Origin of the sequence: Lishizhenia tianjinensis (assembly GCF_900116425.1) — a bacterium.
Classification (GTDB): domain Bacteria; phylum Bacteroidota; class Bacteroidia; order Flavobacteriales_D; family Crocinitomicaceae; genus Lishizhenia; species Lishizhenia tianjinensis.
The window spans coordinates 59,838-75,578 of sequence record NZ_FPAS01000004.1 but is presented as its reverse complement, the minus strand read 5'-3'; the positions used below and the strand labels follow the sequence as shown (position 1 = coordinate 75,578).

General features: G+C 38.3%; 18 protein-coding genes. 15 read left to right on the top strand and 3 right to left on the bottom strand.

What is annotated here, in order from left to right; genetic code table 11:
• Window positions 1-4: 4 nt before the first annotated feature.
• From BM327_RS11850 to BM327_RS11840, 3 genes are read right to left on the bottom strand one after another with little or no spacing between them, the layout of a single operon-like run.
• Window positions 5-301, bottom strand: coding sequence for an Hpt domain-containing protein (locus tag BM327_RS11850; RefSeq protein WP_090250192.1), 297 nt, complete (start codon window positions 299-301; stop codon window positions 5-7).
• The gene (locus BM327_RS11845) at window positions 288-647 is read right to left on the bottom strand and encodes a response regulator (RefSeq protein ID WP_090250187.1); all 360 of its coding nucleotides are present in this window, start codon (window positions 645-647) and stop codon (window positions 288-290) included. The genes BM327_RS11850 and BM327_RS11845 overlap by 14 nt, the downstream gene beginning before the upstream one ends.
• Window positions 647-1,342, bottom strand: a complete 696-nt coding sequence (locus BM327_RS11840) for a LytR/AlgR family response regulator transcription factor (protein ID WP_090250182.1) — start codon at window positions 1,340-1,342, stop codon at window positions 647-649. Before BM327_RS11840 ends, BM327_RS11845 begins: the two co-directional genes overlap by 1 nt.
• Window positions 1,343-1,476: 134 nt before the next feature.
• Between BM327_RS11840 and BM327_RS11835 the strand changes: the two genes are divergently transcribed.
• The 15 genes from BM327_RS11835 to BM327_RS11765 all read left to right on the top strand — a co-directional run bounded on the left by BM327_RS11835 (window position 1,477) and on the right by BM327_RS11765 (window position 15,650).
• Window positions 1,477-2,127 carry a YceI family protein gene (locus tag BM327_RS11835; RefSeq protein ID WP_090250178.1) on the top strand — a complete coding sequence of 217 codons (651 nt, stop codon included), beginning with the start codon at window positions 1,477-1,479 and terminating at the stop codon, window positions 2,125-2,127.
• Between the two features lie 115 nt (window positions 2,128-2,242).
• Window positions 2,243-4,894, top strand: coding sequence for a type IX secretion system periplasmic lipoprotein PorW/SprE (porW, locus tag BM327_RS11830; protein WP_139230355.1), 2,652 nt, complete (start codon window positions 2,243-2,245; stop codon window positions 4,892-4,894).
• A 1-nt stretch (window position 4,895) separates the two neighbouring features.
• Window positions 4,896-5,330: a bactofilin family protein gene (locus BM327_RS11825; protein ID WP_090250170.1), complete on the top strand. Its 435-nt coding sequence runs from the start codon at window positions 4,896-4,898 to the stop codon at window positions 5,328-5,330.
• A 1-nt stretch (window position 5,331) separates the two neighbouring features.
• Window positions 5,332-5,571: an AtpZ/AtpI family protein gene (locus BM327_RS11820; protein ID WP_090250166.1), complete on the top strand. Its 240-nt coding sequence runs from the start codon at window positions 5,332-5,334 to the stop codon at window positions 5,569-5,571.
• Window positions 5,561-5,959 (top strand): DUF6168 family protein, encoded by a 399-nt coding sequence (locus BM327_RS11815; protein WP_090250162.1) that lies wholly within the window; start codon window positions 5,561-5,563, stop codon window positions 5,957-5,959. The genes BM327_RS11820 and BM327_RS11815 overlap by 11 nt, the downstream gene beginning before the upstream one ends.
• A 157-nt stretch (window positions 5,960-6,116) precedes the next feature.
• On the top strand, window positions 6,117-7,277 hold the full coding sequence (gene atpB / locus BM327_RS11810) for a F0F1 ATP synthase subunit A (RefSeq protein ID WP_244526224.1): 1,161 nt from the start codon (window positions 6,117-6,119) through the stop codon (window positions 7,275-7,277).
• A gap of 34 nt (window positions 7,278-7,311) precedes the next feature.
• Window positions 7,312-7,500, top strand: a complete 189-nt coding sequence (atpE, locus tag BM327_RS11805) for an ATP synthase F0 subunit C (RefSeq protein ID WP_090250157.1) — start codon at window positions 7,312-7,314, stop codon at window positions 7,498-7,500.
• 110 nt (window positions 7,501-7,610) lie between these two features.
• Complete coding sequence (atpF, locus tag BM327_RS11800) at window positions 7,611-8,111, top strand: F0F1 ATP synthase subunit B (protein WP_090250152.1); 501 nt, start codon at window positions 7,611-7,613, stop codon at window positions 8,109-8,111.
• 4 nt (window positions 8,112-8,115) lie between these two features.
• Entirely contained in the window at window positions 8,116-8,649 is a 534-nt protein-coding gene (atpH, locus tag BM327_RS11795) for an ATP synthase F1 subunit delta (RefSeq protein ID WP_090250149.1), read from the top strand.
• A 37-nt stretch (window positions 8,650-8,686) separates the two neighbouring features.
• On the top strand, window positions 8,687-10,261 hold the full coding sequence (atpA, locus tag BM327_RS11790) for a F0F1 ATP synthase subunit alpha (protein ID WP_090250146.1): 1,575 nt from the start codon (window positions 8,687-8,689) through the stop codon (window positions 10,259-10,261).
• 36 nt (window positions 10,262-10,297) lie between these two features.
• Complete coding sequence (locus BM327_RS11785; RefSeq protein ID WP_090250140.1) at window positions 10,298-10,639, top strand: four helix bundle protein; 342 nt, start codon at window positions 10,298-10,300, stop codon at window positions 10,637-10,639.
• Between the two features lie 26 nt (window positions 10,640-10,665).
• Complete coding sequence (gene atpG / locus BM327_RS11780) at window positions 10,666-11,541, top strand: ATP synthase F1 subunit gamma (protein WP_090250136.1); 876 nt, start codon at window positions 10,666-10,668, stop codon at window positions 11,539-11,541.
• 276 nt (window positions 11,542-11,817) lie between these two features.
• Entirely contained in the window at window positions 11,818-12,936 is a 1,119-nt protein-coding gene (locus BM327_RS11775; protein WP_090250131.1) for a DUF2891 domain-containing protein, read from the top strand.
• Between the two features lie 126 nt (window positions 12,937-13,062).
• Window positions 13,063-14,184 (top strand): vWA domain-containing protein, encoded by a 1,122-nt coding sequence (locus BM327_RS11770; protein ID WP_090250128.1) that lies wholly within the window; start codon window positions 13,063-13,065, stop codon window positions 14,182-14,184.
• Window positions 14,184-15,650, top strand: coding sequence for a sigma 54-interacting transcriptional regulator (locus tag BM327_RS11765; RefSeq protein ID WP_090250124.1), 1,467 nt, complete (start codon window positions 14,184-14,186; stop codon window positions 15,648-15,650). Before BM327_RS11770 ends, BM327_RS11765 begins: the two co-directional genes overlap by 1 nt.
• Window positions 15,651-15,741 lie beyond the last annotated feature (91 nt).

Below are 15,741 nucleotides of genomic sequence, written 5' to 3'. Positions count from 1 at the left end.
GAATTTAAGACGGCGAGTTTTGAAGACTATAAGCTACTATGTTTTCAAACTCTGTGCGTATAGCCTCTATGTGTGCCTTGTTGAGAGGGTCAGCTTCGGCAAGCTCTATGTACTTTCCAATTTGTTTTAGCCCGAGCATGTTTGCTCCTCCCTTTAATTTATGAAGTGTTTTAAACTCTTCGTCTTCATCGTTGGCTTGTAATCCTTTTACGAGTTCTTTATTGCTCTCAACAAACATTGTTAAGGCCTTGTGGAAGACTGTAGGGGTGTATTGACTGGCAATTTTTTCATCTATCTCCATGTTGCAGTGCTTTTATTGTGTCCAGGTTAACTTCGTGTTTTTCAATAAAATGAACGTTTGAATTTAAGGAAGAAAATTCATTTTTCACACGTATGTCACTGGTAAAAATTGTCACTGAGGTAGAGGATAGGTCGTAATTTTCATTTAATATGGACCAAAGCTGATAACCCGAAATAACAGGCATGTTCACGTCCATAAGCAATATGCAGTCTTCTACAGATTTATTTTCGTTTAAAAAAGATTGGGCAGAATCATAAGCTTTGAAATCTATTCCTTCATCCGAAAGAAGATTTTCGAAGATAAAGTGTGTAATGTGATCGTCGTCTATGAGTATAACTTTCTGCATTAAAGGTCAAAAGTATTGATACTATCACTGAAGTCTTTTTTGTAAGAACGACCGATAGGAATAATTTTTTTACCGATGACAATAGCGCCATCTTCAATTTTTTCAATTTTATTCATGTTCACAATGTACGATCTGTGAACACGCTTAAAGAGTTCTTCCAGAAGTTTTGAATAGGCGTTTTTCAAGGTTCCATTCATGATGAATTTCGACTCGGCCGTGTAGATTTGAACGTAATCACCCAAAGCTTCAACATAGGTAATGTCCTCTATACGAATGCGCTTGTAACCATCCCCAGTTTTTAAAAATACATGTTCCTTCCCTTCATCTGTTGTAGAGTTTTCGGGCTCAAAAACAGATTTTAATTTAAGGATGGCCTGTGTTAAACGCGGAAGTGTAATGGGCTTAAGTAAGTAGTCCACAGCATTCAATCCAAAGGCGTCAACGGCGTATTCTTTTTTACTAGAGATGAAAACTATCTTTGTTTCTGGTAAGATGGAATTGGCAAATTCAACACCTGTTAAACCTGGCATCTCTACATCTAGAAAAATGACATGAGGCTTTTGTTTTAAATAGTTTTCCAACGCTTGAATAGGACTTTCAAAGCTCCCTATTACTTCCGTACCCCCAATGCTCTCAAGCATATCAGCAATTAAGAATCTAGTGGTAGTGTCGTCGTCAATTATAAAACATTTCATTGGATCAAATTTACACAATAAATTAAAAAGTTGTTTAATATAAGAATTAATGTCAGTTAGAAGGATATTGCGAATTATTTAGTTTGTTAACTGCAATTTATTACCTTTAAGCGAAATCTAAAATAAAAGAAAAAATGAAAAAGTCGTTTCTAGGATTGATAGCCTTAAGTGCAGTGTTGTTTTCATGTTCTGGAGAATCAAAAACAGAGGGTTCTGCAGAGCAAAAAGAGGAAGTAAAAGTGGAGAACTGTTATTACTCTTACGATGCAACATCAACAGAAATGAATTGGACAGCTTACAAGTTTATACGTAAAGCAGGGGTAAGTGGGACTTTTGACGTGATCAATGTTAACGGACCAGAAAAGAGTGCAGACTTAGAAGCAATGATTCAAAAATTGACTTTTGAGATACCTGTAAATTCTGTAAACTCAAATGAAGCAAGTAGAGATCACAAAATAGACTCTTTATTCTTTGGTGTGATGAACAATACGGCTCAAATTACGGGACGTGTTTTAGCATTGAAAGAAGACGGTACTGCAGATTTAGAAGTTACAATGAATGAAGTAACGCAAACCGTGAACGGTAAGTACACGCTTAATGGTGAAACATTTACTTTCGATGCAGAAATTGATGTGTTTAACTGGGACGGACAGGATGCAATTAATAGTCTAAACGAAGCATGTAAGGATTTACATACAGACGTAGTGAACGGAGATACAGAGTCTAAGCTTTGGCCAGATGTAACCCTAAGCTTTTCTACCGTATTCAAGAAAGATTGCGAATAATCTAAAAGAGATGCATAAAAAAAGGTCGGTACTAAAATTACCGACCTTTTTTATTTCTTTAGCAGATTAATAATATTTTTGTTTTTTTAGAGTTTATAAAGGAAATCAAAACGCGTTGAAAAAATTTACTGTATATATCCTATCCCTTATTGTGGTAGTATTGGTGGTTATGGCCTGTACTACGGAGAGAAATACCTTTGTAACTCGAACCTACCATGGAGCAACAGCGCGTTTCAATGGTTATTTCAATGCTACCGAATTGGTGCGCATAGGACTCGAAGATTATAGACGAGCAAATCCAGAAAATTATTACGAAGTATTACCCATAGAGCGACTTCCGGATGAGGATGAAGCGGTAAACTTATACCCGGCATTAGATACGGCAATTTCAAAGTGTACAGAGGTGATTGGTAAACATGCCATGCCTAACATGAATGATATTTCTCGTAAAAAAGACGAGTGGAACAACTGGATAGATGAAAACTGGTTGATGATAGGTCAGGCAGAATTCTACAAAACGAAATACGATAATGCACGTGAGGCTTTTGAGTATGTGCGTTTATTTTACGTAAATGATCCTTCTAAATATTTGGCCATGCTATGGTTGGCAAAATGTGATATCGCCCAAGGAGATTTAACTTCTGCAGGTTTGAAATTGCGCCGATTAGATGCCTTAGCCATTCAGATTGAAGAAGAACACGAGGATGATCCTTTGATTCAATTCAAAAAAGACAAAGATGCCATTGCTAAATTCCCCAAAGGTTTTGAAGTTCAATTGGCCAAAACAAAGGCTGAATTAGAATTGCTTAGAAAGGATGAGCAAAAAGCCATACAACATTTAATTGAAGCTGTGGGTCATAGTAAAGATAAAGACGAACGTGCCCGCTTGAATTTTATCATAGCTCAATTGTACGCAAAACAAGAGAGTCCGGAAGCCCGAAATTTCTTTACAGCATCTATTAAAAAGAACTCTGATTTTGAGATGATTTTTTACGCCAAGATTAACCGTGCCTTAGCTGGTGGAGATGGCGATGAGAAAATTATAAAGCAGTTAAAGAAGATGTTGAAGGATGCTAAAAATTTGGAGTACAAAGACCAAATTTATTATGCCTTGGCAGACATCGCTTTAGACAATGGAGATGAGCCTCTTGGAATGAGCTATCTTACACAATCTGTTTTTTATTCCCTCAACAACAATTATCAAAAAGGAGTGAGCTATGAACGCATGGGGAACATTTCTTTTGATAAGAAAGATTATGTGAAAGCGCAAAAATATTACGACAGCTCAGCCAATGTGCTACCAGAAGATTTCGCCAAAAAAGAAATTATTCAAAGTAAGGCGGATAAGCTGTCAGAATTGGTTGCTGCCATAGATGTTGTAAGCTACGAAGATAGTGTGCAACGCATCGCGAAAATGGATGAATCTACGCGTAGGGATTTCTTAAAAGATCTTGTTAAACAATTAGAGAAAGAGGAAAAAGAACGCAAAGAAGCTGAGGCGAGAAGATTGGAAGAATTACGAGCGCTGAAAAGTGGTTTAGAAGTTCAGAACAATGGTCAAGGCGGAAAATGGTATTTTAACAATTCTAAAACCATAGCCGAAGGGTTTAATGAGTTTAGAAGGATATGGGGACAGCGTGAAGACGAGGATAACTGGAGACGTTCGAATAAAATAGATATTGTTCAGTTTGAAGAAACAGCGAATGATTCCTTGCCTCAAGATTCTATACCGGTTATCAAAGAGGAGCCAGGCTTTAGTGTGGATAAGTTGATGGTAGGACTACCTTTAACAGATTCCTTGATACAAGCGAGTAATGATAAAATCATGAAGGCCTTGTACAATTCTGGAATGATCTACAAGAATCAATTGCAAGAAAAGGAATTGGCGGTTGTGCAATTTAAAGATGCTTTGAGTAGAGATCTAAAGGAAAGTGAGTATGATATACTTTCAGCCTTCCAATTGTATGAAATCCATAAAGGAGGAGACCCAGGATTGTCGTCGCATTACAGATCTTACATCATGAACAATTATCCAAACAGTGATTATGCGAACTATTTAAGAGATCCAGATTACTTCAAAAAGAAAAAGGAATTGGATAAATTGAATTTGGAAGATTACCTAAGGTATGTGAAGCGTTATGAGCAAGGAATGTATTACCCTGTTATTTCCAAAGCGAAAAAGGTTATTGCAGAAGAACCAGAAAATGAGTTCAGATCTAAATACATGCTCTTACAAGCCTTGTCTTTAGGACAAGTAAAAGACGATAAAACGGAAATGCTACCTGTGTTGCAACAGTTAGTGGATGAATTTCCAGGTACACCAGAGGCTACAAGAGCGCAAGACTTAATCGGACTTATTAAGAATGGTGTTCCGGCCAATGAACCTGTAGATTTCAGTATACCTGTAGATATTTACAATTACGATAATAATGCAGAGTTCTACGTAATGGTGTATTTAAGCAATAATGAATCTACCACAGATGCAAGAACATCCATCGCAAATTTTAACCGTGAGTTCTTTGGTAGAGAAAGATTGAAATCACCAGAAGCTCAAATTTACAGTGATGATTTAAGCTTTGTTGTAATTAAGAAATTTAAAGAAAAGGCAGACGCCGAAGACTATGTAAGGGTATTCCAACGCACGAAAAAGCATTTGGGGAACTTACAAACCAATAAAATAATCTATATTTCTCCTGAAAACTACCGCACACTGCTAAAGGACAAAAAACTAAAGGAGTACGAACAATTCTTTAACGATAATTATTAAAATGTTAAAAGGTAGTAAGAACAGTAAAGTTGTGGATTCACCAGACAGATTAAACAGATTGGTAACCGGTTCAAGAATGGAAGGATTCTTGAAAACCGAAAGCAGTTTAAGAATAGATGGTGAAGTAGTGGGTAACATTGAATGTGCGGCGAAATTGGTTGTAGGCGTAGAAGCGCAAATTACCGGAGATATCGTGGCGCATGAAGTTGAGGTTGAAGGGAAGATCAACGGGAATGTTAAAGTGGAGGATGTGTTGACCTTAAGGTCTACCGCACTGATCAACGGAGACATGACAACAGCTCGTTTAGTAATTGAAGACGGAGCTGAGTTTAACGGAGATTGTAAGATGAGTGGAGCCAATACTCCTTCATCGGGATCTTCTCGTAAGAAAAAGAAAAATCAAGAGGTCGAACAAGAGGCCGAATTAGTATACTAGTATGGATTTACTTCCTAAGAATAAGGGTAATTATTCCAAGTTTATAAGGTTTACCGGACTTGGACTCCAAATGGGGGTATCCATATGGCTGGGAAGTTTAATTGGAGAATGGTTGGATAAAAAATATCCCTCCGAGCACATATCCTATTATAAGGTGGTCACCTTATTTGTAGTGTTTGGTTCCATATATTCCATTATCAGACAAGTAATCAAATTAAGTAATCAAGACGATGAAGAGTAGTGTGGTGAAGCGTATGGTAATTGTTTCTGCAATTATTATAGCGACGCTTTTTTTAGGTGAGTTTATTCATTTAAGCATAGTAGAGAAGAATAACTTAAAAGTAGATCTTCAAATCAGTAAGCTGTACTATTTCTTCGGATTTGGAACTTTATTTACCTACCTTCTTTTGGAGGTGGGTAAAATTTTCACACCCAACAAAATATTGATGGTTTTTATCGTTGCATTAACCATGAAGATGGGCGCATTTTTAGTGCTTTTCTTTGGGGGTGAAATGGATATAGATACACTGTCTATGTCAACCCGAATCTCCATTGTAATCCCATTATTTCTTTTTGTGATTATGGAGAGCATTTTGGCACTCATCGTTTTACAGCAAGAGGATAAATAAACGGCCTTAGCAGCGAACTACAGCAAAACCTATAGTACAAGCGTCTTAATTTCTCGGAAAGCTATCTTGGAATTGAAAAAAAATAGTTTGTATTTCTAATTAATTGTGTACTTTTGCACCAAAATTTCGAAGATATACTTTTATACAGTTGGGAATTATGACACTAGCACAAAATTCTGTCAGGTTTTTTATAGGTTTGATGTTTACGATCGGTACAACATTCGCTTTTGCGAATGAGCAACACGGTCATGAAGGGCAACACGAAGCTCACGCAGTACACGCAGAAGGACACGAGGCGCACGAAGAAGCACATGGTGAGCATGATGCAGATCACGGTGGTCACGGGTACGAAGGAATGATAGATACGCAAGAAGAAATTCAAGCGTACAAAGAACACCACTTGCAGGATGCACATGATTTTGTTTTATTCTCAGACAACGAAAAAGGTACGCACATCGGATTTCCATTACCAGTTATCTTATGGGATGGTGAAACAGGAATGCACTTCTTTATGTCTTCTAAGTTCCACCACGGTGAAACAGTTGCAGAAAGCAATGGAGCATTTTTCAAATTAGCACACGGTAAAATTGTTAAGACAGACGCTGAAGGTCACGAAGAATTAGGTCATCCTATCGATTTCTCAATTACGAAAAACGTATTGGGTATGTTGATCGCAGGTTTGTTGATGATTTGGATGTTTGGTTCTTTAGCGAAAAGCTACAAAAGAGGTCCAGTTCCAACAGGTATTGGAAGAATCTTAGAGCCATTAGTATTATACGTTAGAGATGAGATTGCTCGTCCTAACATCGGAGAGAAGCACTACAAAAAGTTCATGAGTTTCTTATTGACAGTGTTCTTCTTCATCTGGATTTTGAACTTATTAGGTTTAACTCCTTTAGCATTTAACGTTACAGGTAACATCGCAGTAACAGCATGTTTAGCCTTATTCACTTTCTTCATTGTACAATTCAGTGGTAACAAGCACTACTGGGGTCACATCTTCTGGATGCCTGGTGTACCAGTACCGATGAAGATAGTTTTAGCACCTATCGAGGTGTTGGGGATGTTTACAAAACCATTCTCATTATTAATTCGTTTGTTCGCAAACATTACTGCTGGTCACATGGTATTGATGTCGTTAATTGCTTTAACGATAATCTTAAAAGCTCAGTTTGGAGCTGTAGGATCAACAGCAATTTCATTGTTCTTATCATTGTTCATTTCATTGATAGAGCTTTTAGTAGCCTTCTTACAGGCCTACATTTTTACGATGTTGTCATCGCTATTCATCGGAATGGCAGTTGAAGATCATCATTAATAAGTATTTTTTGTTTAATTAATATATAATAGCTATGTACAATTTAATTGGAGCTGGATTAATCGTAATCGGAGCAGGTTTAGGACTTGGTAACATCGGTGGTAAAGCAATGGAAGGTATTGCACGTCAACCAGAAGCAGCAAGTAAAATTCAAACTGCAATGATTATCATTGGAGCACTTTTGGAAGGTTTAGCATTCGGTGCTTTAATCCTTGGAAAATAATCCAAAAACAAATTAGAACATTGTGTTGTGGTAAGGGTTGCTTACTACAACACAATTTCTACTAAGAACAAAAAAGAAGAAATTTAGAATAAACTATATACAATTCGATAATGGAGAAGTTAATAGGTGATTTTTCGATAGGCTTGTTTTTTATGCAAGCAGTCATCTTAGTAATATTAATTTTATTAGCTAGGAAATTTGCTTGGAAACCAATATTAGAAGGTTTAAGCAAGCGTGAGGAAGGAATTCAAAACGCAATTGAAGCTGCAGCAAAAGCTGAGGCTAAAATGAAAGAATTAACTGCACAGAACGATGTGATGATGCAGGAAGCAAGAGCAGAGCGTGATGCGATGATTAAGGATGCTAAAGCAACAGCAAACGGAATGATCGAAGAAGCGAAGTCTAAAGCTTCACAAGAGGCTGAAAAAGTATTGGCTTCTGCAAGAGAAACTATCGCAGGTGAGAAAAATGCAGCAATCGCTGAATTGAAAACTCAAGTAGCTGCTATCTCTTTAGAAATTGCTGAAAAAGTAGTTCGTGGAGAGTTGGCTTCTGATGAGAAGCAAAAAGCACTTGCATCTAAAATGGCTGAGGACATTAGCTTAAACTAGAATTATGAAAGGGACAAAAGCAGCATCAAGATACGCGCAAGCATTGTTAGAATTGGCTATCGACATGAATAATGTGGATGGAATTCAAGATGATATGAACTTTTTCCTTTCTACTGTTTTAGAAAACAGAGAATTAGAGTTACTTTTGAGTAGCCCTATTGTTAAAGCGGATAAAAAAATAGAGATCTTTAACGCAATTTTTGATCAGTTCAATGAAGTATCTAAAAACTTCTTGGCCTTGATTACAAAGAACGGAAGAGAAGCTTTATTGCCGCAAATAGCAATGTCGTACGGTGCAAAAGTGAAAGAACATAAAGGAATTGTTCCGATTACTATCACTACTGCAGCGAAATTAGACGACGAAGTTAGAGCTCAAATTTTGGCAAAAGTTGGAGAGTCTATCAAAGGCGAATTAGAAGTAGAGGAAAAAATTGACGAATCTCTTATTGGAGGTTTTGTTGTAAGAATGGGAGACAAGCAAATAGATGCTTCAGTTTCTCGTCAATTTAAGGATTTAAAACAACGTTTAACACGATAATTTGGCTTAGCCAAAAGTCAAATAAAAAGGATAAAAGATGGCAGATGTAAAACCAGCAGAAGTTTCTGCAATTTTAAGAGAACAGCTTTCAGGTCACAAATCTGAAGCAGAGCTTCAAGAAGTAGGTACTGTACTACAAATCGGTGATGGTATCGCACGTATTTACGGACTTAACGGAGTTCAATATGGTGAACTTATCGAATTTGATGGTGGTTTAAGAGGTATGGCGTTGAACTTGGAAGAGGACAACGTAGGTGCTGTACTTCTTGGTCGTTCAAGCCAAGTAAAAGAAGGTGATACTGTAAGACGTTTAGGTCAGATCGCATCTATCAAGGTAGGTGAAGGTATGGTTGGACGTGTAGTTGATACTTTGGGTAATCCAATCGATGGTAAAGGTGAAATCACTGGTGAGTTATTTGAGATGCCTATCGAGCGTAAAGCTCCAGGGGTTATCTACAGAGAGCCAGTAACTGAGCCTTTACAAACAGGTATCAAGTCAGTAGATGCTATGATCCCAGTAGGTCGTGGACAACGTGAGTTGATCATTGGTGACCGTCAAACAGGTAAAACAACTGTTGCGATTGACGCGATCATCAACCAAAAAGAATTTTACGACAAAGGAGAGCCAGTTTACTGTGTTTATGTAGCAGTTGGACAAAAAGGTTCTACCGTTGCAGGTATAGTTAATAAATTAGAAGCAGCTGGAGCTATGGCTTACACAGTTGTAGTAGCAGCAAACGCTTCTGACCCAGCTCCAATGCAATACTTCGCGCCATTATCAGGTGCAGCGATTGGAGAGTACTTCCGTGATACAGGTCGTCCAGGATTAATCGTTTTTGATGATTTATCTAAGCAAGCGGTAGCTTACCGTGAGGTATCATTGTTATTACGTCGTCCTCCAGGACGTGAGGCGTACCCAGGAGACGTTTTCTACTTACACTCAAGATTATTAGAGCGTGCAGCGAAAATCATCAACGATGATACAATTGCATCTCAAATGAACGATTTACCAGCTTCATTGCAAGGTAAGGTAAAAGGAGGAGGATCTTTAACTGCCCTTCCAATTATCGAAACACAAGCGGGTGACGTTTCTGCATACATTCCAACAAACGTAATTTCTATTACGGATGGACAGATCTTCTTGGAGTCTGACTTGTTCAACTCTGGTATTCGTCCAGCGATTAACGTTGGTATCTCAGTATCACGTGTAGGAGGTAACGCTCAGATTAAGTCTATGAAGAAAGTAGCAGGTACTTTGAAATTAGACCAAGCACAATACAGAGAATTAGAGGCTTTCGCGAAATTCGGTTCTGACTTAGATGCTGCAACTAAAGCGGTATTGGATAAAGGAGCAAGAAACGTAGAGATCTTGAAACAAAAAGAAGGAGATCCTTACCCAGTAGAGAAGCAAATTGCTATCATCTACGTAGGTACAAAAGGATTGATTCAAAACGTACCAGTGAACCAAGTGAAAGCTTTCGAAACTGAGTACTTAGATTACTTATCAGCGAAACACCAAGACGTTCTGGATACTTTAAGAGCAGGTAAATTAACTGACGAAGTAACTGACACATTAGCTACAGTAGCGAAAGAGATCGCTTCGAAATACTAATAAATTAAGAATTAAGAGTTCTGAATTAAGAATTTAATGGCGAGAGAGAATATATTGGTGACTAAATCATTTGATTTTTCTCTCGCTATTTTTGATTACTACGAACACTTAAGAAGCTTAAACCATTTCGATTTTGCCAAACAGCTTTTTAGAAGTGGTACGAGCATAGGAGCCAATGTAGTAGAGGCTCAAAGAGCAGAGAGCAGAAAAGATTTTGTTCACAAGCTTAAAATAGCTTTGAAAGAAGCAGATGAAACCAAGTATTGGTTAAATATTATTGATTTAAAGATAGAAAAGGTAAGTGAGGAGCTAAAGGATGAAAACGAGCAATTAATTAAACTACTGGTAGCGATAATTAATAGCTCAAAAAATTCTTAATTCTTCATTCACAATTCTTAATTGATATGGCAAACTTAAAAGAAATAAAAAACAGAATTACATCTATTGGATCTACGATGCAAATTACATCGGCGATGAAGATGGTTTCTGCTGCTAAGTTAAACAGAGCTCAAGATGCGATTACTAAAATGCGTCCATACGCTGAGAAGTTGCAAGATATCTTGGGTAACTTAAGTGCTACATTAGATCTTTCTGAAAATGCTTACGCAGAGGAAAGAGAGATGAAAAATGTATTGATTGTTGCGGTTACATCAAACAGAGGTTTGTGTGGGGCGTTTAACAACAATGTCATTAAAAGAGTAAATGCACTTTTAGCGGGTGAGTTTGCAGCTTACAATACGAAAGTATTAGCAGTTGGTAAAAAAGTGAATGACGCTTTCAAAAGAAGTGAAATGAACTACAGACCAGAAGGAATTGGAGCGGCTGAAGATATGTTTAACGATTTAACGTTTGAACGTTCTGCAGATTTAGCACAGTTCTTAATGGATAGATTTATGGATGGTGAGTTCGACAAAATCGTTGTGGTATACAACAAGTTTGTGAACGCTGCTATGCAAACAGTAGAGAACGAACAGTTCTTGCCAATTATTCCTGCGGTTCAAGAAGATGACGCTGCTTCTGTAGAGTACATGTTCGAACCTTCTAAAGCAGGTATCGTTGAAAGTTTGATTCCAAAATCGTTGAAAATCCAATTGTTCAAAGCATTGTTAGATTCTAACGCTTCAGAGCACGGAGCACGTATGACAGCTATGCACAAGGCAACAGATAACGCTTCTGAATTGAAGAAAGATTTGACATTGTCTTACAACAAAGCGCGTCAGGCAGCAATTACAAACGAAATTTTAGAGATCGTTGGTGGTGCAGAAGCATTGAACGGTTAATCGAAAGTTTTAAATATATAAAGGAGTCCCATTCAGGTTTGAGTGGGACTTTTTTTATGTCCATCTACCAAGGATAGCAACGGTACCGCCCTTGGAGTAAAACTTAGTTTTAAAAGGTGTTTAAAGCGACCCTAGAAGCTATATTAAGCCTTCTTAAAACACAGTTGAACGACAAGGGAGTAAAGTGGATAGCCTGGTGCCCTTGTAAGGAAATGAAAAGGGCAGGGAGCCTCAAGAACTTATTAATTTTCTATTTTTAGACCAAAGTTGAAACCTATGAAAACAATATTGGCATTCTTATCTTTTTTGTTCGTGCTTACGGCGTGTAATATGAATGAACGCAACAAGCAAGTAGAGGAGAAGATAAAACAATTGGAAGATAGTACGCAATTAAGTTTGGAGCAAGCAAATTTGTTGGCGCGTTTACCTATGGATTGTATTGGTCAGCAATACCCCAATAAACCCAGTATGGTTTTAGAAAGCGATAGTTCTTTTACAACGCCTCAACAAGAGCACCCAGCATTTTACGGTTGTTTTGATTGGCATTCGGCGGTGCATGGTCATTGGAGTTTGGTGAAACTACTCAAGAGTTTTCCGGATTTAGAACATGCTCCTTCAATTAGATATCAGTTGGCGCAAAGCATTACCAAAGAGAATATAGCCGAAGAACTTAAATATTTCGAGAAGAAAATCAACAAGAGTTATGAGCGTACTTATGGTTGGGCGTGGTTGTTAAAATTGGATTTGGAGTTATTAACTTGGGAGGATACTTTGGGAGTGGCTTTAAGAGCGAATTTGAAGCCATTGACCGATCACATTGTTCAAAAATACATCGAGTTTTTACCGAAGTTGCAATATCCTGAGCGTGTAGGTAAGCATTCTAACACGGCATTTGGCTTGAATTTCGCCTTTGATTATGCCATGGCGGTTGATAACGTAGAATTGAAGAAGGTGATCATGGAAAGGGCGCGTTATTTCTATTTGGACGATGTGAAAACAAGTGCTTGTCCGCTCGGATGGGAACCAAGTGGTTCTGATTTTCTATCTCCATGTTTAGAGGAGGCAGCCTTGATGCAGCGCATATTGCCAAAGGAAGAATTCAGACCCTGGTTAAAAGCCTTTTTACCTGAATTGTTTAAAAAGGATTTTGAATGGGAGACGGGAATTGTGAGTGATAGGACAGATGGTCAGCTCGTACACCTAGACGGTTTAAACTTCAGTAGGGCTTGGAACTTGCAAAAATTGGCGAAGTTAAACGAACTAAAACACTTGAATTTAATAGCCCGTGAGCACATCGCCTACTCGCTGCCTAATTTAGTGGGAGACGATTACATGGGTGGACACTGGTTGGCGAGTTTTGCCATTTATGCCCTTGAAGGGGATTTGGAGAAGTAAGATTTTTGAGACATGAATTAAAAAGCCCGGAGTTGATAGCTTCGGGCTTTTTCTTTCCATCATCTTCGTCCCTAACAAGACACCCTAGCACAAACCTTTCGCTTTGTTTTTTGTTATTTTTAAGATATGCAAAACAAGCGCAATACATCCAGCCTTATTTTTAAGCAATTCATCAAGGAAGACAGCTCTCCTTTTGATAAATTGTTTGATATCTGGAAGGAAATCATCGTGCATACTTCGGGGGATGTAGACGAGAGTTTTGAATGGATGGAAACCCTCGATCAGGAATACCAACTCACAACACCTGAGTATACGCTTGATGATTTTCGAGAAGACCTCAAGAAAAAAGGCTATATCAAAGACGATAAGGACAACCCGCAAAAGGGTGGTATGAAAATCACGGCGAAGTCGGAGCAAATGTTACGTCAATCGGCCTTGGAACAAATCTTCGGAAACCTCAATAAACGCGGAAAAGGGAATCATAAAACCAAGCATCTCGGACAAAGTCTAGATAAAACAGGAGAATACAGAGATTACCGTTTCGGAGATAACTTGGGCAACATCGCATTGACGGAATCTATACGCAATGCGCAAATCAATAATGGAATAGGGGAGTTTCAACTCACCGAGCAAGATTTGGTAGTGGAAGAAACACACCATAAATCTTCCATGAGTACAGTATTGATGATAGACATTAGTCACTCTATGATCCTGTACGGCGAGGACAGAATAACGCCCGCTAAAAAGGTAGCTATGGCCTTGACGCAACTCATACAAACGCGTTACCCCAAAGACTCCATAGATGTGATTGTTTTCGGAAACGATGCGTGGCCGATAAAAATCAAAGATTTGCCGTATTTACAAGTTGGGCCCTATCATACCAACACGGTGGCAGGATTACATCTCGCTTTGGACATTTTACGCCGTAAGCGTAATACCAATAAGCAGATTTTCATGATTACAGATGGAAAACCGAGCTGTGTACGCGAGAAAGATGGGTTCTATTACAAGAATTCATTTGGACTAGATCCTTACATCACCGAGCAATGCTATACCATGGCAGCACAAGCCAGAAAAATAAAAATTCCGATTACCACTTTCATGATAGCCAGAGATAGCTACCTCATGGAATTTGTAGAAAACTTTACAGAAGCCAACCAAGGAAAAGCCTTTTATACGGGACTCCAAGGTTTGGGCGAAATGATATTTGAAGATTACGAAACTAATCGTAAAAAGAGACTGAGATAATGGAAAATTTACAACAACTCAAAACACTCGGCGATTTAAAAGCCGTAGGATATACGCCAAAATCAATTAAAGACGAATTACGCGATAATTTGATTGCGAAAATCAAAGCAGGTGAAACTGTTTTTAAAGGCATACACGGGTATGAACACACGGTGATTCCACAATTGGAAAATGCCATTTTGGCCAAACACAACATTAACTTTTTAGGGTTGAGGGGGCAAGCCAAAACGCGTTTAGCCCGACTCATGGTTGATTTATTGGACGAATACATTCCCATTATTGAGGGCTCAGAAATCAACGACGATCCTTTTGCTCCTTTGTCGCGCTATGGGAAGGAGATGGTTGCCAAACAGGGAGATTTAACACCTATCTCTTGGTTGCACGGTTCCGATAGATTTGCCGAGAAATTAGCAACGCCAGATGTAACCGTAGCTGATATCATTGGAGATGTAGATCCTATCAAAGCAGCCAATTTAAAATTGTCGTATGCCGATGATAGAGTCATCCACTTTGGTATGATACCACGTGCCAACCGTTGTATTTTCGTAATCAATGAAATTCCTGATTTACAAGCCAGAATACAGGTAGCCCTCTTCAATATTTTACAAGAAGGAGATATACAAATTAGAGGTTTCAAATTGCGTTTACCCTTGGATATGCAGTTTGTATTTACAGCCAACCCAGAAGATTATACCAACAGAGGAAGTATCGTTACTCCCTTAAAAGATAGAATAGGTTCTCAAATTTTAACGCACTATCCACAAAGCATGGAAGTGGCCAAGAAAATCACCCAACAAGAGGTTGAAAAAGTAATTGGGAAGAAAGAAGAAATACACATCAATGAATTGGCCCGACAACTCGTAGAACAGATCTCTTTTGAAGCCAGAAAAAGTGATTACGTAGACGAGAAAAGTGGGGTGAGTGCTCGTTTGAGTATTACGGCTTTACAAAATTTAATTGCCAGTGCAGAGCGCAGAATGTTTTTGGCCGGAGATGCAACTACAGCTATTCGATTAACAGACTTTTTAAACATCATTCCAGCCATTACCGGAAAAGTAGAATTGGTGTATGAGGGAGAACAAGAAGGAGCTGCTCGCGTCGCTGAATATTTAATTGGCGATGCCATCTTAAGTTTGAGCGAACAATTCTTCCCGAAAATCTCTAACCTTGAAAAACCTGGGGTAGAGCAATGGTACCAAAAGGTGGTGAATTGGTTTGTAGAAAACGATGCCTTTGAATTGACGCTTGCGGCCAACAATCAAGAATATGCAGCGGCTTTAAATAGAGTTACACCTTTGGAAGAAATTCTCAACGATTTGCAACCCAATGTGAAAAAAGAAGAAGATAAACTTTTCCTAAAAGAACTCATTCTTTGGATGCTGGTTGAAAAAGAAAAACTCAGTAAATCACAACAGGCTAAAGGCTATGCCATCAAGGATAACTTGGGAGATTTTCTTAAAATGTGATGCCAATTAAGAGTTAAGAATTTTGAATTAAGAATTTTTGAGGGGGAGCAGCTATGGGTTGACTCCCTTTTTTTGTTTTGGGGAGAATATG

Bases quoted from the DNA above. Each gene is read 5' to 3' on its own strand.
- atpA (WP_090250146.1), top strand. From the start codon at position 8,687: ATGGCAGATGTAAAACCAGCAGAAGTTTCTGCAATTTTAAGAGAACAG.
- atpE (WP_090250157.1), top strand. From the start codon at position 7,312: ATGTACAATTTAATTGGAGCTGGATTAATCGTAATCGGAGCAGGTTTA.
- BM327_RS11770 (WP_090250128.1), top strand. From the start codon at position 13,063: ATGCAAAACAAGCGCAATACATCCAGCCTTATTTTTAAGCAATTCATC.
- atpF (WP_090250152.1), top strand. From the start codon at position 7,611: ATGGAGAAGTTAATAGGTGATTTTTCGATAGGCTTGTTTTTTATGCAA.
- BM327_RS11765 (WP_090250124.1), top strand. From the start codon at position 14,184: ATGGAAAATTTACAACAACTCAAAACACTCGGCGATTTAAAAGCCGTA.
- BM327_RS11835 (WP_090250178.1), top strand. From the start codon at position 1,477: ATGAAAAAGTCGTTTCTAGGATTGATAGCCTTAAGTGCAGTGTTGTTT.
- BM327_RS11850 (WP_090250192.1), bottom strand. From the start codon at position 301: ATGGAGATAGATGAAAAAATTGCCAGTCAATACACCCCTACAGTCTTC.
- BM327_RS11815 (WP_090250162.1), top strand. From the start codon at position 5,561: ATGAAGAGTAGTGTGGTGAAGCGTATGGTAATTGTTTCTGCAATTATT.
- BM327_RS11845 (WP_090250187.1), bottom strand. From the start codon at position 647: ATGCAGAAAGTTATACTCATAGACGACGATCACATTACACACTTTATC.
- BM327_RS11820 (WP_090250166.1), top strand. From the start codon at position 5,332: ATGGATTTACTTCCTAAGAATAAGGGTAATTATTCCAAGTTTATAAGG.
- atpH (WP_090250149.1), top strand. From the start codon at position 8,116: ATGAAAGGGACAAAAGCAGCATCAAGATACGCGCAAGCATTGTTAGAA.
- BM327_RS11825 (WP_090250170.1), top strand. From the start codon at position 4,896: ATGTTAAAAGGTAGTAAGAACAGTAAAGTTGTGGATTCACCAGACAGA.
- atpB (WP_244526224.1), top strand. From the start codon at position 6,117: ATGACACTAGCACAAAATTCTGTCAGGTTTTTTATAGGTTTGATGTTT.
- atpG (WP_090250136.1), top strand. From the start codon at position 10,666: ATGGCAAACTTAAAAGAAATAAAAAACAGAATTACATCTATTGGATCT.
- BM327_RS11775 (WP_090250131.1), top strand. From the start codon at position 11,818: ATGAAAACAATATTGGCATTCTTATCTTTTTTGTTCGTGCTTACGGCG.
- BM327_RS11840 (WP_090250182.1), bottom strand. From the start codon at position 1,342: ATGAAATGTTTTATAATTGACGACGACACTACCACTAGATTCTTAATT.
- BM327_RS11785 (WP_090250140.1), top strand. From the start codon at position 10,298: ATGGCGAGAGAGAATATATTGGTGACTAAATCATTTGATTTTTCTCTC.